The organism is Streptomyces sp. NPDC085481 (assembly GCF_044541845.1).
Classification (GTDB): Bacteria; Actinomycetota; Actinomycetes; order Streptomycetales; family Streptomycetaceae; genus Streptomyces.
Window position 1 is genome coordinate 285,240 of sequence record NZ_JBITTJ010000001.1, and the last position, 22,647, is coordinate 307,886.

Sequence of the window (22,647 nt, forward strand, 5' to 3'; positions counted from 1 at the left end):
GAACAGGGTTCAGCCATGTCGATGGTATCCGCAGGTGGGCCCCTGACCCGCATCGGTTCGAGCCGCGTCCCATCTACTGGGACTTCAGGGGGCCAGCGCGGAGCCGAACGGAAGGTTCCGTACCACGCTGAAAAGGGCCAGGATAGCCCCGAACCCCCACCACCAGAACGGCGAGATCGCCAGCCTCATGGGGACGCCCCGGACGGCGCGAATCAGCCAGAGGACCATGACGAGGGCGAAGACGCCGTAGCCGGCGACGGCGAGGGCATTGGACCCGAGGGCCGCGCCGAGGTCGCCGTGGACGAAAGCGTGCGCGCTGCGCAGGCCGCCGCAGCCGGGGCAGTAGAGGCCGGTGAAGCGGAGCAGCGGGCAGACGGGGTAGTGCCCGGGTTCGTTGGGGTCGACGGTGCCGACGTACGCGAAGGCAGCCGCGACCCCGGCGAGCGTGCCCAGCGGCACCAGCAGGCGCCGGGCGAGCGGCCTCGGCGGCGGCGGGGCGTACGGGCCTGGGTGCACCCCCCACGCGCCCGGCGTGGGCGGCGTGTCCGGCGTGTCCGGCGTACGGGCGGCTGCGGGTTCGGTCACGGCTCCCGCCGTCGGATTCGCGTCCACGCGGTGATTCTCGCTCCTCACGCGCGAAGGCGCAGCCCCGCGTCGCGGGACTGCGCCTTCGGGGTGATGCGGAGGTGTCAGGCGTGGGCCTTCGCGACCGCCGTGGCGGCGTCGCGGGCGGCGGCGACGGCGGCCGACTCCTTCGGCATGCCGAGGCCCGCGACCTTCATCGCGCCGCCGACGATGCCGCCGAGGACGATGACGCCGACGCCGGCCCAGAAACCGGGCACGTTGGCCGCCACCATGAAGACTCCGGCGATGCAGAAGCCGATGAAGGAGATGATGACACCGGTCCAGGCGGCCGGGGTGTGTCCGTGGGCGCTGCCCGCCATGAGTTGCTCCTCGTTGGTGTTGCTCGGTGGTGACGGTTCATTCTTCCGCACATGGGGGCGCGGCGATGAATCGGGGTGCCCGAACGATCACGCGTCGCGGCGGGCCGGTGACGCCCGTCGGCCCGCGGGTCGGCTGCTCAGCCCCCGTGGGTCGGATCCTCGCCCCGGTCCAGGGCCTTCCACAGGTCCTCGGGACGGTCCGGGTCGGCGGCCGCGGGTCGGCGGCCGGCGCGCGGTGCGCCGGTGCGCTCGTAGCGGCCGCCCATCGCGGGCCAGGACTTGCCGAAGCGCAGCGCGAAGAGCCCGGCGGCCAGGATGAGCACGGCGCCGGCGGCGGTGACGTACGGCCACGCGGTGTGGCTGAGGCCGTCGACCACGGCGGCGGTGTTCCCGCTGATCCGGGCGGCCTCGGCGTCGAGCGCGGCGCTGTCGGACGCGCCGAGGAAGGCCGCGAGGGCCGCGCCCGCGCCGCTGAGGGCGAGCAGGGCGGCGACCAGCGTGCGGCCGGTGCGGCGGACGGCGAAGACGGCGACGAGCGCGGCGAGGCCGACGATCGCGAGGGCGGTCGGCACGCCGGTGACGGTGCCGCCGTCGGCCTCGACGGGGACGGTGCCGCCGCCGACGGCCGCGGTGCCCTCGGCCCAGATCTGGCCGGCGGAGAGCAGTACGACGGTGGCTCCGAGGGCGCCGAGCAGCAGGGCCGCGGCCAGGCTGCGGCGGGCGCCGGAGGAGGCGGCGCCGCCCGTTCGGGCGGCTCGGGGCTGGGGTACGGGTACGGCACTCACATACCCCACTATCCCCTACCGGCTCACGAGCCGTTCATCCGGTCGTGGTGGTCGACGTCGTCACCGACGTCACCCCCGGCCCGTCCCCGTGTCACCCCCGGCTCGCGCCCGACGTCATCCGGTTGGCCGTGTGGACGGCACGGAGGACGGCCGCGGCCTTGTTGCGGCACTCGTTGTCCTCGCCGACCGGGTCGGAGTCGGCGACGACACCCGCTCCCGCCTGCACGTACGCGGTTCCGTCGCGCAGCAGCGCCGTACGGATGGCGATGGCCGTGTCGGAGTCGCCGGCGAAGTCGAGATAGCCGACACATCCGCCGTACAGGCCGCGCCGGGTGGGTTCGAGCTCCTCGATGATCTGCATCGCGCGCGGCTTGGGCGCCCCGGAGAGGGTGCCGGCCGGGAAGCAGGCGGTGAGGACGTCGAAGGCGGTCTTCCCCTCGGCGACCTTGCCGGTCACGGTGGAGACGATGTGCATGACGTGCGAGTACCGCTCGATCGACATGAAGTCGACGACCTCGACGGAGCCCGGCTCGCAGACCCGGCCGAGGTCGTTGCGGCCGAGGTCGACCAGCATGAGGTGCTCGGCGCGCTCCTTGGGGTCGGCCAGGAGCTCCTCGGCGAGGTCGTGGTCCTCCTGCGGGGTCGCCCCGCGGTGCCGGGTGCCGGCGATGGGGTGGACCATCGCCTGCCCGTCCTCGACCTTGACCAGCGCCTCGGGCGAGGAGCCGACGACGTCGAAGCCGTTCTCGAAGCGGAAGAGGTACATGTACGGGGAGGGATTGGTGGCCCGCAGCACCCGGTAGACGTCGAGGGCCGAGGCGGTGCAGGGGGTCTCGAACCGCTGCGAGGGCACGACCTGGAACGCCTCGCCGGCCCGGATCCGCTCCTTGATGTCCTCGACGGCGTCCTGGTAGGCGGGGCCTCCCCAGAGGGCCGAGAACTCGGGCAGCTCGGAGGCCGGCAGGGCCGCCGGGGTGGTCGCGACCGGGCGGGCCAGGTCGGCCTCCATCGCGTCGAGCCGGGCGACGGCTCCCGCGTACGCCTCGTCGACGCCGGTCTCCAGGTCGTTGTGGTTGATCGCGTTGGCGATCAGCAGGACCGTGCCGTCCCAGTGGTCCAGGACCGCGAGGTCGCTGGTGAGGAGCATGGTGAGCTCGGGCAGCTTCAGGTCGTCGCCGCCGTGCTCGCCGATGCGCTCAAGGCGGCGCACGATGTCGTAGCCGAGGTAGCCGACCATGCCGCCGGTGAACGGGGGCATCCCGCCCGCGAGGTCGCGGGGGGTGTGCAGGGTCTCGACGGTCGCCTTCAGGGCGGCGAGCGGGTCACCGTCGACGGGGACGCCGACCGGCGGGGTGCCGAGCCAGTGCGCCTGCCCGTCGCGCACGGTCAGGGCGGCGTCGCTGCGGACGCCGATGAAGGAGTAGCGGGACCAGCTGCGCCCGTTCTCCGCGGATTCGAGGAGGAAGGTGCCCGGGCGTTCGGCGGCCAGCTTGCGGTAGAGCCCGACCGGGGTGTCGCCGTCCGCGAGAAGCCGGCGGCTGACGGGGATGACGCGGCGGTCGGCCGCCAGCTTGCGGAAGGTCTCGAGATCCATGGCGCCAGACCCTACTCGGCCGCGAGGAGGACGTCGGCGTCGAAGCAGGTGCGGGCCCCGGTGTGGCAGGCGGCGCCGACCTGGTCGACCTGGACGAGCACGGTGTCGGCGTCGCAGTCGAGGGCGACGGACTTCACGTGCTGGAAGTGGCCCGAGGTGTCGCCCTTGACCCAGTACTCCTGGCGGCTGCGCGACCAGTAGGTGCACCGGCCGGTGGTGAGGGTGCGGTGCAGGGCCTCGTCGTCCATCCAGCCGAGCATGAGCACCTCGCCGGTGTCGTACTGCTGGGCGATGGCGGGGACCAGGCCGTCGGGGCTGCGCTTGAGGCGGGCGGCGATGGCCGGGTCGAGGTCGCTGGGGGTCCGGGGCGTGCTGCTCATGGCGCCATTGTGCCGTGGCCGGGGGTGTCGTCCGGCGGGGCGTCCACTGGGCGGACCGGTGGCCGCGGTCGTACCCTGGCGACCATGTCGACCCATGCCAAGCGTGAACGGCTTCTGCTCGCCGATCTGCTGGAGGCCGCCGGCCCGGACGCACCGACGCTCTGCGAGGGGTGGCGGACCCGGGACCTGGCGGCCCATGTGGTGGTGCGCGAGCGCCGCCCGGACGCGGCGGCCGGCACGGTCGTGCCGGCGCTGAAGGCCAGGCTGGAGCGGGTGCAGGCGGAGTTCGCCGAGAAGCCGTACGAGGAGCTGGTCCAGCTCATCCGTACGGGCCCGCCGCGGCTGTCCCCGTTCACGATCAAGCAGGTGGACGAGGGTGCGAACGTCGTCGAGTTCTACGTCCACGCCGAGGACGTGCGCCGGGCGCAGCCCGACTGGTCGGCGCGCGAGCTCGACCCGGTGTTCTCCGACGCGCTGTGGGCGCGCCTGGAGAAGTCGGCCCGGCTGCTCGGCCGCAAGGCGCCGGTGGGTCTGGTGTTGCGCCGCCCGAACGGCCAGACGGCGGTGGCGCACCGCGGCACCCCGGTCGTGACGGTCTCCGGGGAGCCGGGTGAGCTGACGATGTTCCTCTTCGGCCGCCAGGACGCGTCCAAGGTGGAGCTGGACGGTGAGCAGGAGGCCGTGGAGCGGCTGCACGCGGCGAAGCAGCTGGGGATCTGACCGGCCGGACCATGCCGGCGGCTCCGCGCGGCGCAGCGCCGTGGCGGACAGGCCGTAGATCCCGCCGAGGACACGGACGGCGGCACACCGTGAAGACGCGAACGAAAGGGCCCCCGAAGGGGCCCTCCCTGGGCATCGCTCAGCGAACGGTGTGGCCCGCCTCCCGCAGCGCGCCCTTGACCTGCGAGATCCGCAGATCGCCGAAGTGGAAGACGGAGGCCGCGAGCACCGCGTCCGCGCCCGCCTCGACGGCCGGCGGGAAGTCGGACAGCTTGCCGGCGCCGCCGGAGGCGATCACCGGCACGGTCACGTGCTTGCGCACGGCCGCGATCATCTCTGTGTCGTAGCCGTCCTTGGTGCCGTCCGCGTCCATCGAGTTGAGCAGGATCTCCCCTGCACCGAGCTCGGCGGCCCGGTGCGCCCACTCGACGGCGTCGATGCCGGTGCCCCGGCGGCCGCCGTGCGTGGTGACCTCGAAGGAGCCCGACTCGGTACGGCGGGCGTCGACCGAAAGGACCAGGACCTGGCGGCCGAAGCGCTCGGCGATCTCGCGGATCAGCTCGGGGCGGGCGATGGCGGCCGTGTTCACGCCCACCTTGTCGGCCCCGGCCCGCAGCAGCCTGTCGACGTCCTCGGCGGAGCGCACCCCGCCGCCGACGGTGAGCGGGATGAAGACCTGCTCGGCCGTGCGGCGCACCACGTCGTACGTGGTCTCCCGGTTGCCCGAGGAAGCGGTGATGTCGAGGAAGGTCAGCTCGTCGGCGCCCTCGGCGTCGTACAGCTTGGCCATCTCGACGGGGTCGCCCGCGTCGCGCAGGTTCCGGAAGTTGACGCCCTTGACGACCCGGCCGTTGTCCACGTCCAGGCAGGGGATCACGCGTACGGCGAGGCTCATGCCGCATCACTCCTGTAGGCCTCTACCTCGACCTCGACGACCAGCCGCGGGTCCACGAAGCCGGAGACGATGATCATGGAGGCGGCGGGGCGGACGGCGTCGAACAGCTCCTTGTGAGCACGGCCGACCTCGTCCACGTCCCTCGCGTGGGTGATGTACATCCGGGTCCGGACGACGTGCTCGGGGCCCAGACCCAGCTGCTTCAGGGCATCGAAGGCGACGTTGAAGGAGTTGACGGCCTGGTCGTACGGACCGCCGTCGGCGATCGAGCCGCCGACGACCGACGTGCAGCCGGACACCAGGACGGTGCCGTTCGGCAGCTCGACCGCTCGGGAGTAGCCGAACTGCTCTTCCCAGGGAGCGCCGGTCACCACCTTGCGCACGGAGTCGGTCATACGGAAGCCACCGCCTCCAGCGCCTCCTCCAGGGTGAACGCCTTCGCGTACAGCGCCTTGCCGACGATCGCGCCCTCGACGCCCAGCGGCACGAGCCCGGAGAGGGCCCGCAGGTCGTCCAGGGAGGAGACGCCGCCGGAGGCGACGACCGGCTTGTCGGTGGCCGCGCAGACGTTCCGCAGCAGCTCCAGGTTGGGGCCCTGCAGGGTGCCGTCCTTGGCGATGTCGGTGACGACGTAGCGGGCGCAGCCCTCGGAGTCGAGACGGGCCAGCGTCTCGTACAGGTCGCCGCCGTCACGGGTCCAGCCGCGGCCGCGCAGGGTGGTGCCGCGCACGTCGAGACCGACGGCGATCTTGTCGCCGTGCTCGGCGATGACCTTGGCGACCCACTCGGGCGTCTCCAGGGCGGCCGTTCCCAGGTTGACGCGGGTGCAGCCGGTGGCGAGGGCGGCGGCGAGCGTGGCGTCGTCGCGGATGCCTCCGGAGAGCTCGACCTTGATGTCCATCGCGTGGGCGACCTCGGAGATCAGCTCACGGTTGTCACCGGTGCCGAAGGCGGCGTCCAGGTCGACGAGGTGCAGCCACTCGGCGCCGGAGCGCTGCCATGCGAGGGCGGCCTCCAGCGGGGAGCCGTAGGAGGTCTCGGTGCCGGACTCGCCGTGCACGAGACGGACGGCCTGGCCGTCGCGGACGTCGACCGCGGGGAGGAGTTCGAGCAGGCTACGGGGCGACACAGTCACAGGGTTCCGATCCAGTTGGTGAGGAGCTGGGCGCCGGCGTCGCCGGACTTCTCGGGGTGGAACTGGGTCGCCCACAGGGCGCCGTTCTCCACCGCGGCGACGAAGGGCTCGCCGTGCGTGGCCCAGGTGACCTTCGGGGCGCGCATGTTCGGGTTGCCGACCTCCAGGCTCCACTCGCGCACCGCGTAGGAGTGCACGAAGTAGAAGCGGCTGTCGGCGTCGAGGCCGGCGAACAGCTCGGTGTCCACGGGGGCGTCGACCGTGTTCCAGCCCATGTGGGGCACGACGGGCGCCTGCAGCGGTTCGACCGAGCCGGGCCACTCGTCGAGGCCCTCGGTCTCCACGCCGTGTTCGATGCCGCGGGCGAAGAGGATCTGCATGCCGACGCAGATGCCCATGACGGGCCGGCCGCCGGAGAGCCGGCGCCCGATGATCCAGTCGCCGCGCGCTTCCCTGAGGCCCGTCATGCAGGCGGAGAAGGCGCCGACGCCGGGGACGAGCAGTCCGTCGGCGTTCATGGCCCGCTCGTAGTCGCGGGTGATCTCGACGTCGGCGCCGACCCGGGCGAGGGCGCGCTCGGCGGAGCGGACGTTGCCGAAGCCGTAGTCGAAGACGACGACCTTCTTGGGACCGGCGGTGGTGCTCATGACCACACGTCCAGCCGGAGCACGCCGGCCCCGAGGCACATCGCGGCACCGATGGAGAGCAGCACGATGAGGCCCTTGGGCATCTGCTGCCTGGCGAAGGAGTAGATGCCGCCGAGCAGGAAGAGCCCGACGACGATGAGGACGGTGGAAAGGCCGTTCACGGTTACAGAGCACCCTTCGTGGAGGGCAGGATGCCGGCGGCGCGCGGGTCGTGCTCGGAGGCGTAGCGCAGGGCGCGGGCGAGGGCCTTGAACTGGCACTCGACGATGTGGTGGGCGTTGCGGCCGTACGGCACGTGCACGTGCAGGGCGATCTGCGCCTGGGCCACGAAGGACTCCAGGATGTGCCGGGTCATCGTCGTGTCGTAGGAGCCGATCATCGGCGCCATGTTCTCGGGCTCGGTGTGCACCAGGTAGGGGCGGCCGGAGAGGTCGACGGTCACCTGGGCGAGCGACTCGTCCAGGGGGACGGTGCAGTTGCCGAAGCGGTAGATGCCGACCTTGTCGCCGAGGGCCTGCTTGAAGGCGGCGCCCAGGGCGAGGGCGGTGTCCTCGATGGTGTGGTGCGAGTCGATGTGGAGGTCGCCGTCGGTCTTCACGGTCAGGTCGAACAGACCGTGCCGGCCGAGCTGGTCGAGCATGTGGTCGTAGAAGCCGACCCCGGTCGACACGTCGACCTTTCCGGTGCCGTCGAGGTCTATCTCGACGACGACGGACGTCTCCTTGGTGGTGCGTTCAACGCGGCCTACGCGGCTCATGCGTTCTGCTCCTTCTTCAGCTCACGAACCGCGTCGAGGAACGCGTCGTTCTCTTCGGGGGTGCCGGCGGTCACCCGCAGCCAGCCCGGTACGCCGTTGTCCCTGACCAGGACGCCCCGGTCGAGGATCTTCTGCCAGGCCGCGTGGGAGCCCTCCGCTCCCTCGAAGCGGCCGAACTGCACGAAGTTGGCGTCGGACTCGGTGACCTCGTAGCCGATCGCGCGCAGCTCGGCGACCAGGCGGTCGCGCTCGGCCTTGAGCTGCTCGACGTACCCGAGGAGGGTGTCGGTGTGCTCCAGGGCGGCCAGCGCGGTGGCCTGGGTGACGGCGGAGAGGTGGTACGGCAGGCGGACCAGCTGGACGGCGTCGACCACGGCGGGGTGGGCGGCCAGGTAACCCAGGCGGAGTCCTGCGGCGCCGAAGGCCTTGGACATGGTCCGGGAGACCACCAGGTTCGGGCGGCCCTCGATGAGGGGCAGCAGCGAGTCGCGGTGGCTGAACTCCACGTATGCCTCGTCGACCACGACCAGGCAGGGCCTGGCGGCCTGCGCGGCCTCGTACAGCGCGAGGACCGTCTCGGCCGCGACCGCCGTGCCGGTGGGGTTGTTGGGCGAGGTGATGAAGACGACGTCCGGCGCGTTCTCGGCGATGGCCTGTCCGGCCGCCGCCACGTCGATCGTGAAGTCCTCGTTGCGGGGGCCGGAGATCCAGCCGGTGCCGGTGCCGCGGGCGATCAGGGCGTGCATCGAGTACGAGGGCTCGAAGCCGATCGCGGTACGGCCGGGGCCGCCGAAGGTCTGCAGCAGCTGCTGGAGCACCTCGTTGGAGCCGTTGGCGGCCCACACGTTGCCGACGGTGACCGGGTGCTTTCCGGTACGGGTCAGATAGCGGGCCAGCTCGGTGCGCAGCTCGATCGCGTCCCGGTCGGGGTAGCGGTTGAGGCCGCGGGCGGCCTCGGCGACCCGCTCCGCGATGCGGGCCACCAGGGGCTCGGGCAGCGGGTAGGGGTTCTCGTTGGTGTTCAGCTGGACGGGCACGTCGAGCTGGGGCGCGCCGTAGGGCGACTTGCCCTTCAGCTCGTCACGGATCGGAAGGTCGTCGATCCCGATGATGTCGTTCGCGGTCACTTGCTTTACGGCACCTTCCAACCGAACCGGGCCTTGATGGCGGCGCCGTGGGCGGGCAGGTCCTCCGCCTCGGCGAGGGTCACCACGTGGTGGGCGACCTCGGCGAGGGCGTCGCGCGTGTAGTCCACGATGTGCACGCCGCGCAGGAAGGACTGCACGGACAGGCCCGAGGAGTGGCAGGCGCAGCCGCCGGTGGGCAGGACGTGGTTGGAGCCGGCGCAGTAGTCGCCGAGGGAGACCGGGGCCCAGGGGCCGACGAAGATCGCGCCCGCGTTGCGGACCCGGCCGGCGACGGCGGCGGCGTCGGCGGTCTGGATCTCCAGGTGCTCGGCGCCGTAGGCGTCGACGACCTTGAGGCCGTCGGCGAGGTCCCGGACCAGGACGACGGCGGACTGCCGGCCGGCCAGGGCCGGGACGATCCGGTCGTCGACGTGCTTGGAGGCGGCGACCTGGGTCTTGAGTTCGGCCTCGGTGGCCTCGGCCAGCTCAGCGGAGTCGGTGACGAGGACGGAGGCGGCCATCGGGTCGTGCTCGGCCTGGCTGATCAGGTCGGCGGCGACGTGCACCGGGTCGGCGGTGGCGTCCGCGAGGATCGCGATCTCGGTCGGGCCGGCCTCGGCGTCGATGCCGATGCGACCCTTGAGGAGGCGCTTGGCGGCGGCGACGTAGATGTTTCCGGGGCCGGTGACCAGGTTGACGGGGGCGCAGCCGGGCGTGTCGGCGCTGTCGAGGGTTCCGTACGCGAACATGGCGATGGCCTGGGCGCCGCCCGCGGCGTACACCTCGTCGACGCCGAGCAGGGCGCAGGCCGCGAGGATGGTGGGGTGCGGCAGTCCGCCGAACTCCTTCTGCGGCGGCGAGGACACGGCGATGCCCTCGACACCGGCCTCCTGCGCCGGTACCACGTTCATCACGACGGAGGACGGGTAGACGGAGCGCCCGCCCGGCACGTACAGGCCGACGCGCTCGACGGGGATCCACTTCTCGGTGACCGTGCCGCCGGGCACGACCTGGGTGGTGTGGGTGGTGCGGCGCTGCTCGCGGTGGACGAGGCGGGCGCGGCGGATGGACTCGTCGAGGGCGGCGCGGACCGCCGGGTCGAGCTCGTCGAGGGCGCGGGCGATCGCCTCGGCGGGCACGCGCAGGCTCTCGACGCGGACGCCGTCGAACTTCTCCCCGTAGTCGATGACCGCTGCGGCGCCATGATGCCGGACGTCCTCGCAGATCGGCCGCACCTTCTCCAGGGCGGCTTCCACGTCGAACTCGGCACGGGGCAGCAGGTCACGCAGGGCGGAACCCTCGGGGAGGGCCTCGCCGCGCAGATCGATTCGAGAGATCACGGGTCAATTCTCGCAGACGGCCCACAGCGTCGGACGCCCGTATCACTGGCTGATACGGGCCACTCTGGCGTCTTGTCGCCACTCCTGACCGTTAGCGTTCAGTCCGTCACTCAGCGGGAAGAACGGCTGTACGAATCCGGGGAAGCGGAATCGTGGAAAGCGAGGGGGCGGCAGTGACCGAGCCGCGCGTGGACGACGGGATGCCGGAGGGGCTGACCCGGCCGGAGCGGGAGATGTGGAGGGCGTTCCGGGTCGGCCGGGCCTGTGACCTGAGGGAGGGGGTGGCGGAGCGGGACGATCCGTTCGCCAGGGAGGTGGTGTGGGGCGGTGAGCGCAGTGTGCGGGCCGAGGTGGTGGCACTGCTGCTGCTCGACGGGCCGCAGGCGCGGTCCGGGCGTGTCGCGGCGCTGAAGCTGCGCGGGGCGCGGATCACCGGCGCGCTCAATCTCGCCGGCGGCACCATAGGGCCGTACGTGGAGCTGAACGGCTGCCGCTTCGACAGCGAGGTGGTGCTGCCCGAGGCCCGGTTCGGGACGCTGCGGATGGTGGAGTGCGCGATACCCCGCCTGGAGGCGGCGCGCCTGCACACCGAGGGCGATCTGCACCTGCCGCGCTGCCGGGTGGAGCGGGGCATCCGGCTGACGGACGCCCAGATCGGCACGGACCTGCTGATCAACCAGATCCGGGTGTGGCCGGACCGGCGCGGCCGGGCGATCACGGCGGACGGTCTGGTGGTGGCCCAGGACCTCCAGGCCGAGCTGATCGAGACGCACGGGGAGCTGAGTCTGCGCGGCGCGAAGGTCGGCGTGTCGCTGAGCCTGCGGGGCAGCGTGCTGCGCGGGGCCCAGCAGCGCCGCGCGCTGAACGCGCCTCAGCTGACGGTGGAGCGCACGCTCTACCTGAACGCGGCGTGGGTGTACGACGGCTCGGGCGACTCGACGGCCACCCCGCCGTACGGGGTGACGCCGGCGCGGGGCGCGCGGCGCAAGCCGGTCGAGTGCCACGGCGGGGTGCGCCTCGACGACGGCCGCTTCGGCGACTCGGTGGACCTGCACTACGCCCGTTTCCTGCTCGACGGTTCGCGCCGGGAGGAGGTGTCGCTGCGCCGGATCGTGACGCCGGAGCTGCGGTTCAACGGGGAGCGCCCGGAGGAGGGGCGGGTGGTGCTCAACGGGGCGAAGGTCGTGACGCTGGTCGACCTGTCGACGAGCTGGCCGGGCCCGGGCGGGCTCGCGATGGGCGGCTTCGTCTACGAGACGCTGGTGCCCTACGGCCATTTCCCGCTGGCCCGGCGCCTGGAGTGGGTGGCGGCGGCGACCCCGGAGTACGCGCCGGAGCCGTACGAACGCCTGGCCACGGTGCTGCGCAGCAGCGGGGAGGACGCGGACGCGCGGGAGGTGCTGCTCGCCAAGCAGCGCCGGCGCCGCGAGACGCTGCCGGTGGCCGGGAAGCTGTGGGGGTACGTCCAGGACTGGACGGTGGCCTACGGGTACCGGCCGGGGCGGGCGGCGCTGTGGATGGCGGTGCTGTGGGCGGCGGGCGCGTACGCGTTCTCGCACTACGACCCCGTGGCGCTGAAGCCGGGCGAGGCGCCCAAGTGGAACGCGACGCTCTACGCCCTCGACGTCCTGCTCCCGGTGATCGATCTGGGCCAGGTCGGCTACTGGCGCATGGAGGGCTTCTGGCAGTGGGCGTCGACGGTGCTCATCCTCCTCGGCTGGATCCTCGCCACGACCGTCGCGGCCGGAGCCTCGCGACTGCTGCGACGGGGGTGAGCCGGGCGCAGGGGTGGGACGAGGGGGTCGGACGAGCACCGGCCCGCCCTTTTCTTTACGCTGTCTTGACCTCGGTCAGAACAACCTTCACGCCGCTACCAAAGCTTCACAGTCCGCTACTGGCGCGGCCCTCACCTGCGGTTTTCAATGTTTCGCACGATGTCACTGCTCCGCGCCCTGATCGGCACCGCCCGCTTGGTCCGGCACACCCCGCGCCTCGCCGCCGGGCTCCCGCCGGACGACGACGTGCTGCTCGACGTGCCCGACGGCCGCCTCGCGCCGGCCCTGGTCGCGGCCGCCCTCGACGACCCGGAGCCGGCCGCCAAGCTGCTCGCAACCACCCGGGACGCCGCCGAGTGGGAGGACCGGGACCGCTATGTCACCCGGCTGAGCACCTTCGCGTACAGCAGGGACGGCTGGCTCGACCACTGGCTCTCGGTCGCGCCCCGCGACCCGGACGCCCTGCTGGTCAAGGCCCAGCTCGCGGTGCGCAGGGCCTGGCAGTCGCCGGCCAGGGCGGAACGGCTGCGTGAGCTCGGGCCGCTGATCGACGCGGCGATCGAGGCGGCGCCGCGCGACCCGGTGCCGTGGCGGCTCGCCCTGGACCACGCGCGGGGCACGCACGCCGGGCACACGGCCTTCGAGGCGCTGTGGGAGCAGGCCGTGCGCCGCTCCCCGCACCACTACGGCTGCCATGCGGCCGCGCTCAAATACCTGTCGGCCCAGTGGTACGGCTCGCACCGCGAGTGCTTCGACTTCGCCGAGCAGGCCGCGGAGGACGCGCTGCCCGGCTCGCTGGTCCAGGCACTGCCGGTGCGGGCCGCCTTCGCGCAGCTGCTCGCCGGACAGGGCCAGGGGCCCGGCCCCGGGCAGGGCGTACGGGACGACCGGATCGACGCGGCGGCCGACCGGGCGCTCGCCCTGTCGGCGGAGTACCCGGCGGGCGACCTGTGGCCCGCGGAGGTGCGCAATCTGCTGGTGCACCTGCTGATCGAGCGGGGCCGCTGGCGAGACGCCCTGGCCGAGTTCGGACGGATCGGGCCGCAGGCGACCTCGTTCCCCTGGGCGCTGCTCGGCGACGACCCGCTGCGCGGCTTCCTGGAAGCGCGGGCCACCGCCGTACGCGAGGTCGCCCGGCGCACGCCGCTGCGCGAGCGGGTCCTCGGGACGGCGCCCGAACGGTCCGGCGAGGAGCTCGCGGGGCAGGGTCGCGGAGCCGCCGGCGGACGGGCCGGTCGGGGCGGGCCCGGCGGCCATTACGCTTGACCGCTGTGACCTCCGCCAGCCTGCCTCTCTTTCCGCTCAACGCGGTGCTGTTCCCGGGCCTCGTGCTGCCCCTGAACGTCTTCGAGGAGCGTTATCGCGCCATGATGCGCGAGTTGCTGAAGATCGACGACTCCGAGCCGCGGCGGTTCGCTGTCGTGGCGATCCGCGACGGCCGTGAGGTCGCCCCGACCGCCCCCGGGCTGCCGGACCAGACGGCGCTGCCGGAGAAGGGCCCCGCGGCCGGCTTCGGCCCCGACCCCCTTCAGGCCTTCCACCGGGTCGGCTGCATCGCCGACGCGGCCTCGATCCGGGAGCGGGCGGACGGTGGCTTCGAGGTGATGGCCACCGGCACGACCCGGGTGAAGCTGCTGTCGGTCGACGCGAGCGGCCCGTACCTGACGGCCGAGGTCGAGGAGATCCCCGAGGAGCAGGGCGACGAGGCGGGCACGCTGGCCGAGGGCGTGCTGCGGGCCTTCCGGGCCTATCAGAAGCGGCTCGCGGGCGCGCGGGAGCGCTCGCTGACCACCAGCGAGCTGCCGGACGACCCGTCGGTGGTGTCGTACCTGGTCGCCGCGGCCGCCGTGCTCGACACCCCGGCCAAGCAGCGGCTGCTGCAGGCGCCGGACACGGCGACCCGGCTGCGCGAGGAGCTGTCGCTGCTGCGCTCGGAGACGGCCGTGCTCCGGCACCTGCCATCCCTGCCCGCGGTGGATCTGACGCGCGCGCCGACCAGCCCGAACTGAACCGAGGGGAGCCCGTCGTGGCGAAGAAGCAGAAGAAGAACGGCGGCGGCACCCCGGCGACGGTGGCCCTGACGGCGGCCGGCACCGCGTACACACTGCACGCCTACGAGCACGACCCCGCGACCCCCTCGTACGGCGAGGAGGCGGCGGAGGCGCTGGGTGTGTCCGCCGACCGGGTGTTCAAGACGCTGGTCGCGGACGTGGACGGCGAGCTGACGGTCGCGGTGGTCCCGGTCGCGGGCCAGCTGGACCTGAAGGCGCTGGCCTCCGCGGTGGGCGGCAAGCGCGCGGCGATGGCGGACCCGGCGGCGGCGGAGCGCACGACGGGCTACGTCCGTGGCGGGATCTCGCCGCTGGGCCAGCGCAAGCGGCTGCGCACGGTCCTGGACGCCTCGGCCTCCGGGCACGAGACGATCTGCATCTCCGCGGGCCGCCGCGGCCTGGAGGTCGAACTCGCCCCGCAGGACCTGGCGGCCCTCACCGACGCCGTCCTGGCGCCGATCGGCCGCGGCTGAGCCCCGCGGGAGCCATGTGCCCGGGCGGAGGCCCTGCCGGGCCCCGCGGGGGCTACCGCCCTGTCGTGGGCGCCGGCGGCCAGGGCCCCTCGTCCGGCTCCGGGTCACGGGGCCCGAAGAGCGCCGTCAGGGCGAGGTGGACGATCATCGCGGCGACCGGCCAGGCCAGCATCGCCGCGGCCGCCATGTTGAGTTCGAGCGGTGCCTCGAAGAACACGTTCGGACCGACCGCCTTGGCGTGGGCGACGACATCGCGCTCCGGGCCGAGCCACACGCCCGTGCCCCAGGCGAGCAGCGAGCCGAGGACCCCGCCGGCCGCGAGGCCGAGGACGAGGGCGACGCCGCCGTGGCGGTGGATCAGGAAGACCAGCGCGGCGGCCACGGCGCCGAAGCCCAGGGCGAGCAGGACAAACGTTCCGTCCATGCCGATCGCCGCCTCCCCCTCGCTGTTGCGCAGGAAGACCGCCTTGCCGTCGGAGACCAGGGTGACCCGCGGTGCGAGCCACAGCCAGAGCAGTCCGAGCAGGGCCCCGGCCACCGCGGAGACGGCGGTCACCACGGCGGCCTGCCGCAGCTCGGTCATCGTGCTGGGGGCCCCGTCCGCCGCGGGCAGCGCGGGGTCGGGCCCGGGCCAGTAGGAGTCGTGCGGCGGCTGGTGGGGCGGAGTCAGAGGTGCGGTCACCACGCCATCGTGCCAGGTGCGGCTGTGCGCCGCCTCAGCGGACCGCCGCCCTGCGGTAGGCCCAGGTCGCCACCGCGAGCGAGACCACGCCCACCGCCCCGCACACCGCGAGGTCGAGGCCGACCACCGCCCAGTCCGGGTGCGGGTCGAAGGTACGGGCCAGGGCCTCCACCCCGTACGTGGAAGGCAGCAGGTCGCGGGCCCAGCCGATCGGCCCGGGCAGCCGGTCGGCCGGCAGGACGCCGAGCAGCAGCGCCGCCGACATGCCCAGCTGGCCGAGGAGGGTGGCCAGTTCCTGCCGGGGGGCGAGGAGTCCGAGCGCCGCGCCGAGACCGGCGAGCGCCGCCCCGGACAGGGGCACGACCGCCGCCAGGATCCACAGGTGGCCGAGCGGCAGTCCGAAGAGCACCGAGCCGGTGACCGCGGTCACCACCGTCCCGGGCACGGTGAACGAGGCGTACGCCCCCGCCGCGCCCAGCACCACGGCCGCGGGCGGCACCGGCAGCGTCGCGTAGTGGTCGAGCCCGCCGCCGGCCCGTAGCTGCCCGAAGTACTGGGCGAGCAGGTTGAGCGCGACGAAGGCCACCACGAGGACGGCCGAGCCGGCCACCACGGCCCGCGCCTCCGCTCCGCCGTCCACGACCCCCCGCATCAGGACCATGATCCCGACGGACTGGAAGGTCGCCACGAAGAGCAGCGGGATCCGCGACACCCGGGCGCGCGAGAGCTGGGCGCGGTACACCGCGCCGAGCGCCGGCAGCAGCCGGGCGCGCGGGGCGAGCGGCGCGGCGCCCTCCTCCTCGTGGCGGACCGGATCGCCGAGAGCGGTGGCCGTCAGGGCCTCGGCGGGCAGGGTGCTCAACTCGTACAGCTCCTGACGGTCGACTCGTACGTCACGTCGTACGTCATGCCTTCACCAGTCCCCGGGTCTCGCCGCCGAGCGCCAGGTAGACGTCCTCCAGGCTCGGCGTCGCCAGCGTGAAGTCGTCCAGGGCCGCGAAGGCCGCCCCGCCGGTGACCGCCGCGACCGCCGCCCGTGCCTCGTCCGGCGCGAGCCGGAGCACCCAGCGGCGGCCCGACTCCTGCGCGGACGGGCGCAGCGCGGCCACCTCGGGGACGTCGAGCGGGGGCCGCTCGCGCCAGACGAGCTCGACCCGCACCTCCCCCGCGACCCGTTCCTTGAGTCCGGCGGGGGTGTCGCAGGCGATGACCCGGCCGTGGTCGAGGACGGCGACCCGGTCGAGGACCGTCTCGGCCTCGATGACGTTGTGGGTGACGAGCAGCACGGTGGCGCCGTGCTCGGCGCGCCGCCGGTCGACGGCCGCCCAGACGGCCCGGCGGGCGATGGGGTCCATGCCGGTGGTGGGCTCGTCGAGGACGAGGAGGGGCCGCTCGCCGACGAGGGCGGCGGCGACGCAGGCGAGCCGTCGCTGGCCGCCGGAGAGCTTCTTCAGGGGCCGTCCGGCGATCTCGGTGAGGCCGAGCTCGTCGAGTACGGCGTCCCGCCCGGCGCGGGCCTCGCGGGCACCGAGCCCGCGCAGCCGGGCGGTGGTCTCGGCGGCCAGGGCCACGGTCAGCTCGTCGAGCGCGGTGGACTCCTGGCCGAGGTAGGCGAGGAGCCGGGCGGCGCGCTCGGGGTGGCGGATCACGTCGTGGCCGAGGATCCGGACGGTCCCGGAGTCGGGGCGCATGAGTCCGGTGAGCTGGCGGACCAGGGTGGACTTGCCGGCGCCGTTGGGACCGAGCAGGCCGAAGATCTCGCCGCCGCGCACATCGAGGCTGATCCCGTCGGTGGCCCGCACCTCGGGGGTCGCCGGCGCTCCGCGTCTGCCGCGCGTGGCGGGGTACGTCTTGACCAGATCCCGCACCACGCACACCGTACTCACGAGGGATGAGCCTACGGGGTCCCGCGGCTCTCCTCGGGCGCGGGGGCGTGTTGGGCGGCGGCGTGGACGTCGATCTCGCGCCAGAATCCGGCCCTGATCGCGTACCGGTCGTGCTCGTCGATCTGGTCGTCCTTGTGGGCGAGCAGGCCGAAACGGGCCGCGTAGCGGAGGAGTTCGCCGTCGATGCGGTGCGGGATGCGCGGGTACATGGCGGCGAGCTTGTGGACGTGGCCGTGCTCGGGGAGCCGGTCGAGCCAGCGGCGGGCGAAGACCTGGCCCACCTCGTAGGGGTCGCCGCCGACGGTGGTGATGTCCTCCTCCCGGTCGGCCCAGCGCTGCTCGGCGCTGGTGACCTGGGCGAGGGTGGGCAGGAAGGCGGTCTCGGCCGGCTCGCCGAGGGGGGCGGCGGGGCGGTCGATCCAGCCCTTGTCGGAGGACCAGCGCAGGGTCGCGCCGGCCGGGTGCGGGGCGCTGGGGGCGGCGGGGCCGCGCAGGGCGGCGAGGTCCTTGGGGGTGGGGACGGTCTTGCCGGCGGCGGGCGCGGGGACGGTGCTGCCGTTGGCCGTCTCCACTCCGCCCGCGGCCGGTGACGGTGCGGCGGCGTTCGGGTCGGTCTGCGCGGAGTTGTGGGCGGCGGCCGCGGCGGCCCGCTCGGCGGAGGCGGCGAGCGCGGACTCGGGCAGCGGGGCGGAGAGGATCGCGGCGATCTCGGGGCGCGGCACGGGCGGGGTGCCGCACAGGCCGGTGAGGTCCTTGGCGCGAACGGCCCGGGTGATCCAGGCCCGGTCGAGGACCCGGCGCTCGTCGGCCTCGGCGACCAGGTCCTCGGACTGGTTGTAGTCGCCGTCGGCGGCCTGCACGGCCCACAGGTGGACGGCGACGCCGTGCTCCTTGGCGGACATCAGGCCGGGCAGCAGATCGCCGTCACCGGTGACGAGCACGATGTCGGAGCAGGCGCGGTTCCTGGCGAGCTCGGTGAGCTCCGTGTGCATGGCCGCGTCGACGCCCTTCTGCGCCCAGCGTCCGTCGCTGCGGGTCAGCGCGCCGAGCCGGACGGTGACCCGGGGCATCACGCGCAGCCGGCGGTGCTCGGGCTGTGGCACCCGGTCGGGCGCGCCGTCGAACCAGTAGATCCGCAGCAGCGGCTGCTCGGTGTCGGCCTCGGCGCGTTCGCGCAGCTGCTGGATGAGTGCGGCGTGGTCGACGGTGATCCGTGAGCGGGCCGGTTCTCCGGCGAGAAGGCTTGCGGCGGCGCCCAGCAGATAGCCGGCGTCCACCAGGACGACGCAGCGGTCCACGTGTTCCACCCTCTTTCGGGAACCTCGGGATCGGAAGTGCTCCAGGTTGCTCCGAGTCTGCCCGACCGCGGATGGGTTGAGGTCCGGAACTGGATCATCGGCGTGGCGGATCTCACGCGCGGGGCGGGATTACCGTCCGTAATGATCCAAAATGCGGCGCTTCCTGCCGTATGTGAGTCTGACAGCGGCCCTGGCCCCCAGACCCCTTTGAGGAGGCATCATCACCATGGCCAAGAACCGGAAGCAGGACCGCAGTCAGCAGCGCGGCTCGCAGGCCGAGCGCGGCGCCCAGCAGGCGCAGGCGTCGTCGATGGAGTCCCAGGCAGAGCAGCGCGCCACCCAGGTCACGCCGGGTGACATGGCCCGCAAGGGTCGGCAGAAGCGGTTCGGCCACAACTGACGAGCCCACGGCAAAGGGGCGCGCCCGTGACGACGGGCGCGCCCCTTGCGCGTGCGGGCTGTCCGGCCGAGCGGGCCCGCGTACGGGCCGAGCGGGCCGGCGTACGGGCCGAGCGGGCCGGCGTACGGGCCGAGCGGGCCGGCGTACGGGCTATCCGGCCAGGCAGGACGGGCCGAGGAGCACCTTCAGGTCGCCGAAGAGCGCCGGGTCGGGCTGCACCCGGTGCCGGTCGAGGCGGAGCACGGTGGTCGAGCGCGGCCCCTGGAGCTTGATGCGGACCTCGGTGTTTCCCTTGTGGTGCTTCAGGATCTCGCCGAGCCGGCTGATCATCGGCGGGGTCACCTTGACCGTCGGGATGGTGAGGACCACCGGCGCGTTGGTGCCCGCGTTGGACAGGTCGGGGACCATCAGCTCCATGGCGACCAGACGCGGGATGTCCTCGCGCTTGTCGAGCCGGCCCTTGACGAAGACGACCGCGTCCTCGACCAGCTGGGTCGAGACCAGCTGGTAGGTCGCCGGGAAGAACATGCACTCGATGGAGCCGGCCAGGTCCTCGACGGTGGCGATGGCCCAGGCGTTGCCCTGCTTGGTCATCTTCCGCTGGAGGCCGGAGATGATGCCGCCGATGGTGACGACCGCGCCGTCGGCGTGCTCGCCGCCGGTGAGCTGGGAGATGCCGGCGTCGGTCTTGTCGGAGAGCACGTGCTCGAGACCGAAGAGCGGGTGGTCGGAGACGTAGAGGCCGAGCATCTCGCGCTCCTGGGCGAGCAGGTAGGACTTCTCCCACTCGATGTCGCCGAACTCGACGTCGAGGCCGAAGCCGGGCTCGCTGCTGTCCTCCTCGCCCATGCCGCCGAAGAGGTCGAACTGGCCCTCGGCCTCCTTGCGCTTGACCGCCACCACGGTGTCGATCATGGGCTCGTGCTGGGCGACGAGGCCCTTGCGGGTGTGGCCCATGGTGTCGAAGGCGCCGGCCTTGATCAGCGACTCGACGGTCCGCTTGTTGCAGACCACGGCCTCGACCTTGTCGAGGAAGTCGGGGAACGAGCTGTACTTGCCCTTGCTCTTGCGGGTCCTGATGACCGACTCGACGACGTTGGCGCCGACGTTGCGGACGGCGGAGAGGCCGAAGAGGATCACGTCGTCGCCCTGGGCGGCGAAGTTCGACTCGGACTCGTTGACGTTCGGCGGCAGGACCTTGATGCCCATGCGGCGGCACTCGTTCAGATAGACCGCGGACTTGTCCTTGTCGTCCTTGACCGAGGTCAGCAGTCCGGCCATGTACTCGGCCGGGTAGTTCGCCTTGAGGTACGCCGTCCAGTACGTGACCAGGCCGTACGCGGAGGAGTGCGCCTTGTTGAAGGCGTAGCCGGCGAACGGCACCAGGACGTCCCACAGGGCCTGGATCGCCTCGTCGCTGTAGCCCCGGCCTCGGGCGCCCTCCTGGAAGATGGTGAAGTTCTTCGCCAGCTCCTCGGGCTTCTTCTTGCCCATCACGCGGCGGAGGATGTCGGCCTCGCCGAGGGAGTACCCGGCGATGATCTGGGCGGCCTTCTGCACCTGCTCCTGGTACACGATCAGGCCGTAGGTGACGTCGAGGACCTCCCGGAGGGGCTCCTCCAGCTCCGGGTGGATCGGAGTGATCTCCTGCTGCTTGTTCTTGCGCAGGGCGTAGTTCGTGTGCGAGTTCATGCCCATCGGGCCCGGCCGGTAGAGGGCCGAGACGGCGGAGATGTCCTCGAAGTTGTCGGGTTTCATCAGGCGCAGCAGCGAGCGCATGGGGCCGCCGTCGAACTGGAAGACGCCGAGCGTGTCACCCCGGCAGAGCAGTTCGTACGTCTTGGGGTCGTCCAGCGGGATGGCCAGGAGGTCGAGGTCGACCCCCTTGTTGGCCTTCACCATCTTGACGGCGTCGTCCATGATCGTGAGGTTCCGCAGGCCCAGGAAGTCCATCTTGATCAGGCCGAGCGACTCGCACTGCGGGTAGTCCCACTGCGTGATGGTCACGCCATCGGTGTGCCGCACCCAGATCGGGGCGTGGTCGACGATGGGCTCGCTGGACATGATCACGCCGGCCGCGTGCACACCCATCTGCCGGACAAGGCCCTCCACACCCTTGGCGGTGTCGATGACCTTCTTCACGTCCGGCTCGTTCTCGTACATCGCCCGGATCTCGCCGGCCTCGCTGTAGCGCGGGTGCGAGGGGTCGGTGATGCCGTTGAGGTCGATGCCCTTGCCGAGGACGTCGGCCGGCATCGCCTTCGTGAGCCGGTCACCCATGGCGTACGGGTAGCCGAGGACGCGGGCGGAGTCCTTGATGGCGTTCTTCGCCTTGATCTTTCCGTACGTGCCGATCATGGCGACCTTGTCGGCGCCGTACTTCTCGGTCACGTACCGGATCACCTCGACGCGCCGACGCTCGTCGAAGTCGATGTCGACATCGGGCATGGAGACGCGCTCGGGGTTGAGGAACCGCTCGAAGATCAGTCCGTGCTCGATCGGGTCGAGGTCGGTGATGCCCATGGCGTAGGCGACGATCGAACCGGCGGCGGAGCCACGGCCGGGGCCGACCGCGATGCCGTTGTTCTTCGCCCACATGATGAAGTCGGCGACGACGAGGAAGTAGCCCGGGAACCCCATCTGGATGATGACGTCCATCTCGTACTCGGCCTGCTTCTGCCGGTCCTCGGGGACGCCTCCGGGGTAGCGGCGGGCCATGCCGCGCCGCACCTCCTCCTTGAACCAGGTGGTGTTGGTGTAGCCCTCTTCCGGGATGTCGAACTTCGGCATGAGGTCGCGCGGCTCGAACATGCCGGTGGTGTCGATCTGCTCGGCGACCAGGAGGGTGTTGCGGCACCCCTCCTGCCAGGCGTCCGAGGAGTCGACGGCGTACATCTCGTCCGTGGACTTCAGGTAGTAGCCGGTGCCGTCGAACTTGAAGCGGTCCGGGTCGGAGAGGTTCTTGCCGGTCTGGATGCACAGCAGCGCGTCGTGGGCGGTGGCCTCGTGCGCGTAGGTGTAGTGCGAGTCGTTGGTGACCAGCGGCGGGATGCCGAGCTTCTTGCCGATCTCCAGGAGTCCGTCGCGGACCCGGCGCTCGATCTCGATGCCGTGGTCCATGAGCTCCAGGAAGTACCGGTCCTTGCCGAAGATGTCCTGGTACTCGGAGGCGGACTTCAGGGCCTCGTCGAACTGGCCGAGGCGCAGCCGGGTCTGCAGCTCGCCGGAGGGGCAGCCGGTGGAGGCGATCAGGCCCTCCGACCACTGGGAGATGGTCTCCTTGTCCATCCGGGGCCACTTCTGGAGCCAGCCCTCGGCGTAGGCGTCGGAGGACAGCCGGAAGAGGTTGTGCAGACCGGTGGAGTTGGCCGCCCAGATGGTCTTGTGGGTGTAGCCGCCGGAACCGGAGACGTCGTCCCTCTTCTGGTGCGGCTGGCCCCACTGGATCTTCCGCTTGTTGCGGCGGGACTCGGGGGCGACATAGGCCTCGATGCCGATGATCGGCGTCACACCGGCCTTCTTGGCCGAGTGGAAGAAGTCGTACGCACCGTGCAGGTTGCCGTGGTCGGACATGGCGATATGGGTCATGCCCATCTCGTTGCACGCGTTGAACATGTCCTTCAGCCGCGCGGCACCGTCCAGCAGGGAGTACTGGGTGTGGACGTGGAGGTGCGTGAAGGGCGGCCTGGTCACGGTGGGGAGCCTCCTGTGAACTTCTGGGGGGACAGCGTGGAAGTCTACGACGCTGCACTGACAAC

At 72.3% G+C, this 22,647-nt stretch carries 24 protein-coding genes; 6 read left to right on the plus strand and 18 right to left on the minus strand.

Going from position 1 to position 22,647, the window contains the following annotated elements; genetic code table 11:
* Positions 1-84 precede the first annotated feature (84 nt).
* From ACIGEZ_RS01340 to hisI, 5 genes are all read right to left on the minus strand, one after another.
* Entirely contained in the window at positions 85-585 is a 501-nt protein-coding gene (locus ACIGEZ_RS01340) for a DUF2752 domain-containing protein (RefSeq protein WP_399824515.1), read from the minus strand.
* 104 nt (positions 586-689) lie between these two features.
* Positions 690-944 carry an HGxxPAAW family protein gene (locus ACIGEZ_RS01345; protein ID WP_399824516.1) on the minus strand — a complete coding sequence of 85 codons (255 nt, stop codon included), beginning with the start codon at positions 942-944 and terminating at the stop codon, positions 690-692.
* Between the two features lie 137 nt (positions 945-1,081).
* On the minus strand, positions 1,082-1,738 hold the full coding sequence (locus ACIGEZ_RS01350) for a TIGR02234 family membrane protein (RefSeq protein WP_399824518.1): 657 nt from the start codon (positions 1,736-1,738) through the stop codon (positions 1,082-1,084).
* Positions 1,739-1,820: 82 nt separating this feature from the next.
* Positions 1,821-3,323, minus strand: coding sequence for an anthranilate synthase component I (locus tag ACIGEZ_RS01355; RefSeq protein ID WP_399824519.1), 1,503 nt, complete (start codon positions 3,321-3,323; stop codon positions 1,821-1,823).
* Positions 3,324-3,334: 11 nt separating this feature from the next.
* Positions 3,335-3,703 carry a phosphoribosyl-AMP cyclohydrolase gene (gene hisI, locus ACIGEZ_RS01360; RefSeq protein ID WP_399824521.1) on the minus strand — a complete coding sequence of 123 codons (369 nt, stop codon included), beginning with the start codon at positions 3,701-3,703 and terminating at the stop codon, positions 3,335-3,337.
* Positions 3,704-3,787: 84 nt separating this feature from the next.
* Here hisI and ACIGEZ_RS01365 point away from each other — a divergent pair, with 84 nt between their 5' ends.
* Positions 3,788-4,423, plus strand: coding sequence for a TIGR03085 family metal-binding protein (locus tag ACIGEZ_RS01365; protein ID WP_399824522.1), 636 nt, complete (start codon positions 3,788-3,790; stop codon positions 4,421-4,423).
* Positions 4,424-4,562: 139 nt separating this feature from the next.
* On the opposite strand, the gene hisF is transcribed toward ACIGEZ_RS01365, so the two are convergent.
* From hisF to hisD, 8 genes are read right to left on the minus strand one after another with little or no spacing between them, the layout of a single operon-like run.
* Positions 4,563-5,318: an imidazole glycerol phosphate synthase subunit HisF gene (hisF, locus tag ACIGEZ_RS01370; protein WP_399824523.1), complete on the minus strand. Its 756-nt coding sequence runs from the start codon at positions 5,316-5,318 to the stop codon at positions 4,563-4,565.
* Positions 5,315-5,713, minus strand: a complete 399-nt coding sequence (locus ACIGEZ_RS01375; protein ID WP_399824525.1) for a RidA family protein — start codon at positions 5,711-5,713, stop codon at positions 5,315-5,317. Before ACIGEZ_RS01375 ends, hisF begins: the two co-directional genes overlap by 4 nt.
* A complete protein-coding gene (gene priA / locus ACIGEZ_RS01380; RefSeq protein ID WP_399824526.1) occupies positions 5,710-6,447 on the minus strand; it encodes a bifunctional 1-(5-phosphoribosyl)-5-((5-phosphoribosylamino)methylideneamino)imidazole-4-carboxamide isomerase/phosphoribosylanthranilate isomerase PriA in 738 nt (245 codons plus the stop codon). Before priA ends, ACIGEZ_RS01375 begins: the two co-directional genes overlap by 4 nt.
* Positions 6,448-6,449: 2 nt before the next feature.
* Positions 6,450-7,100, minus strand: coding sequence for an imidazole glycerol phosphate synthase subunit HisH (gene hisH, locus ACIGEZ_RS01385; RefSeq protein WP_399824527.1), 651 nt, complete (start codon positions 7,098-7,100; stop codon positions 6,450-6,452).
* A complete protein-coding gene (locus ACIGEZ_RS01390) occupies positions 7,097-7,261 on the minus strand; it encodes a hypothetical protein (protein WP_399824528.1) in 165 nt (54 codons plus the stop codon). Before ACIGEZ_RS01390 ends, hisH begins: the two co-directional genes overlap by 4 nt.
* Positions 7,262-7,263: 2 nt before the next feature.
* The gene (gene hisB / locus ACIGEZ_RS01395) at positions 7,264-7,857 is read right to left on the minus strand and encodes an imidazoleglycerol-phosphate dehydratase HisB (protein WP_399824530.1); all 594 of its coding nucleotides are present in this window, start codon (positions 7,855-7,857) and stop codon (positions 7,264-7,266) included.
* Positions 7,854-8,969 carry a histidinol-phosphate transaminase gene (locus ACIGEZ_RS01400; protein WP_399826153.1) on the minus strand — a complete coding sequence of 372 codons (1,116 nt, stop codon included), beginning with the start codon at positions 8,967-8,969 and terminating at the stop codon, positions 7,854-7,856. Before ACIGEZ_RS01400 ends, hisB begins: the two co-directional genes overlap by 4 nt.
* 20 nt (positions 8,970-8,989) lie before the next feature.
* Positions 8,990-10,324, minus strand: a complete 1,335-nt coding sequence (gene hisD, locus ACIGEZ_RS01405; protein ID WP_399824531.1) for a histidinol dehydrogenase — start codon at positions 10,322-10,324, stop codon at positions 8,990-8,992.
* A 173-nt stretch (positions 10,325-10,497) separates the two neighbouring features.
* Here hisD and ACIGEZ_RS01410 point away from each other — a divergent pair, with 173 nt between their 5' ends.
* The 4 genes from ACIGEZ_RS01410 to ybaK all read left to right on the plus strand — a co-directional run bounded on the left by ACIGEZ_RS01410 (position 10,498) and on the right by ybaK (position 14,623).
* Positions 10,498-12,099 carry an oxidoreductase gene (locus tag ACIGEZ_RS01410; RefSeq protein ID WP_399824533.1) on the plus strand — a complete coding sequence of 534 codons (1,602 nt, stop codon included), beginning with the start codon at positions 10,498-10,500 and terminating at the stop codon, positions 12,097-12,099.
* A 147-nt stretch (positions 12,100-12,246) separates the two neighbouring features.
* Complete coding sequence (locus ACIGEZ_RS01415) at positions 12,247-13,365, plus strand: hypothetical protein (protein ID WP_399824535.1); 1,119 nt, start codon at positions 12,247-12,249, stop codon at positions 13,363-13,365.
* 5 nt (positions 13,366-13,370) lie between these two features.
* The gene (locus ACIGEZ_RS01420; RefSeq protein WP_399824537.1) at positions 13,371-14,108 is read left to right on the plus strand and encodes an LON peptidase substrate-binding domain-containing protein; all 738 of its coding nucleotides are present in this window, start codon (positions 13,371-13,373) and stop codon (positions 14,106-14,108) included.
* Between the two features lie 17 nt (positions 14,109-14,125).
* Positions 14,126-14,623 carry a Cys-tRNA(Pro) deacylase gene (gene ybaK, locus ACIGEZ_RS01425; protein WP_399824539.1) on the plus strand — a complete coding sequence of 166 codons (498 nt, stop codon included), beginning with the start codon at positions 14,126-14,128 and terminating at the stop codon, positions 14,621-14,623.
* A gap of 52 nt (positions 14,624-14,675) precedes the next feature.
* Here the strand turns inward: ybaK and ACIGEZ_RS01430 are convergent, their stop codons facing one another.
* The 4 genes from ACIGEZ_RS01430 to ACIGEZ_RS01445 all read right to left on the minus strand — a co-directional run bounded on the left by ACIGEZ_RS01430 (position 14,676) and on the right by ACIGEZ_RS01445 (position 18,498).
* A complete protein-coding gene (locus tag ACIGEZ_RS01430; RefSeq protein ID WP_399824541.1) occupies positions 14,676-15,305 on the minus strand; it encodes a DUF2567 domain-containing protein in 630 nt (209 codons plus the stop codon).
* Between the two features lie 34 nt (positions 15,306-15,339).
* Positions 15,340-16,143 (minus strand): ABC transporter permease, encoded by an 804-nt coding sequence (locus ACIGEZ_RS01435; RefSeq protein WP_399826156.1) that lies wholly within the window; start codon positions 16,141-16,143, stop codon positions 15,340-15,342.
* 67 nt (positions 16,144-16,210) lie between these two features.
* On the minus strand, positions 16,211-17,182 hold the full coding sequence (locus ACIGEZ_RS01440) for an ABC transporter ATP-binding protein (RefSeq protein WP_399826159.1): 972 nt from the start codon (positions 17,180-17,182) through the stop codon (positions 16,211-16,213).
* A gap of 20 nt (positions 17,183-17,202) precedes the next feature.
* Positions 17,203-18,498 (minus strand): NYN domain-containing protein, encoded by a 1,296-nt coding sequence (locus ACIGEZ_RS01445; RefSeq protein WP_399824542.1) that lies wholly within the window; start codon positions 18,496-18,498, stop codon positions 17,203-17,205.
* A 217-nt stretch (positions 18,499-18,715) separates the two neighbouring features.
* Here ACIGEZ_RS01445 and ACIGEZ_RS01450 point away from each other — a divergent pair, with 217 nt between their 5' ends.
* Positions 18,716-18,889 carry a hypothetical protein gene (locus ACIGEZ_RS01450; RefSeq protein WP_399824544.1) on the plus strand — a complete coding sequence of 58 codons (174 nt, stop codon included), beginning with the start codon at positions 18,716-18,718 and terminating at the stop codon, positions 18,887-18,889.
* A 150-nt stretch (positions 18,890-19,039) separates the two neighbouring features.
* On the opposite strand, the gene dnaE is transcribed toward ACIGEZ_RS01450, so the two are convergent.
* Complete coding sequence (dnaE, locus tag ACIGEZ_RS01455; protein ID WP_399824546.1) at positions 19,040-22,582, minus strand: DNA polymerase III subunit alpha; 3,543 nt, start codon at positions 22,580-22,582, stop codon at positions 19,040-19,042.
* Between the last annotated feature and the right edge of the window lie 65 nt (positions 22,583-22,647).

Bases quoted from the DNA above. Each gene is read 5' to 3' on its own strand.
- ACIGEZ_RS01355 (WP_399824519.1), bottom strand. From the start codon at position 3,323: ATGGATCTCGAGACCTTCCGCAAGCTGGCGGCCGACCGCCGCGTCATC.
- ACIGEZ_RS01450 (WP_399824544.1), top strand. From the start codon at position 18,716: ATGGCCAAGAACCGGAAGCAGGACCGCAGTCAGCAGCGCGGCTCGCAG.
- ACIGEZ_RS01375 (WP_399824525.1), bottom strand. From the start codon at position 5,713: ATGACCGACTCCGTGCGCAAGGTGGTGACCGGCGCTCCCTGGGAAGAG.
- ACIGEZ_RS01365 (WP_399824522.1), top strand. From the start codon at position 3,788: ATGTCGACCCATGCCAAGCGTGAACGGCTTCTGCTCGCCGATCTGCTG.
- hisI (WP_399824521.1), bottom strand. From the start codon at position 3,703: ATGAGCAGCACGCCCCGGACCCCCAGCGACCTCGACCCGGCCATCGCC.
- hisH (WP_399824527.1), bottom strand. From the start codon at position 7,100: ATGAGCACCACCGCCGGTCCCAAGAAGGTCGTCGTCTTCGACTACGGC.
- hisF (WP_399824523.1), bottom strand. From the start codon at position 5,318: ATGAGCCTCGCCGTACGCGTGATCCCCTGCCTGGACGTGGACAACGGC.
- hisB (WP_399824530.1), bottom strand. From the start codon at position 7,857: ATGAGCCGCGTAGGCCGCGTTGAACGCACCACCAAGGAGACGTCCGTC.
- ACIGEZ_RS01345 (WP_399824516.1), bottom strand. From the start codon at position 944: ATGGCGGGCAGCGCCCACGGACACACCCCGGCCGCCTGGACCGGTGTC.
- ACIGEZ_RS01415 (WP_399824535.1), top strand. From the start codon at position 12,247: ATGTTTCGCACGATGTCACTGCTCCGCGCCCTGATCGGCACCGCCCGC.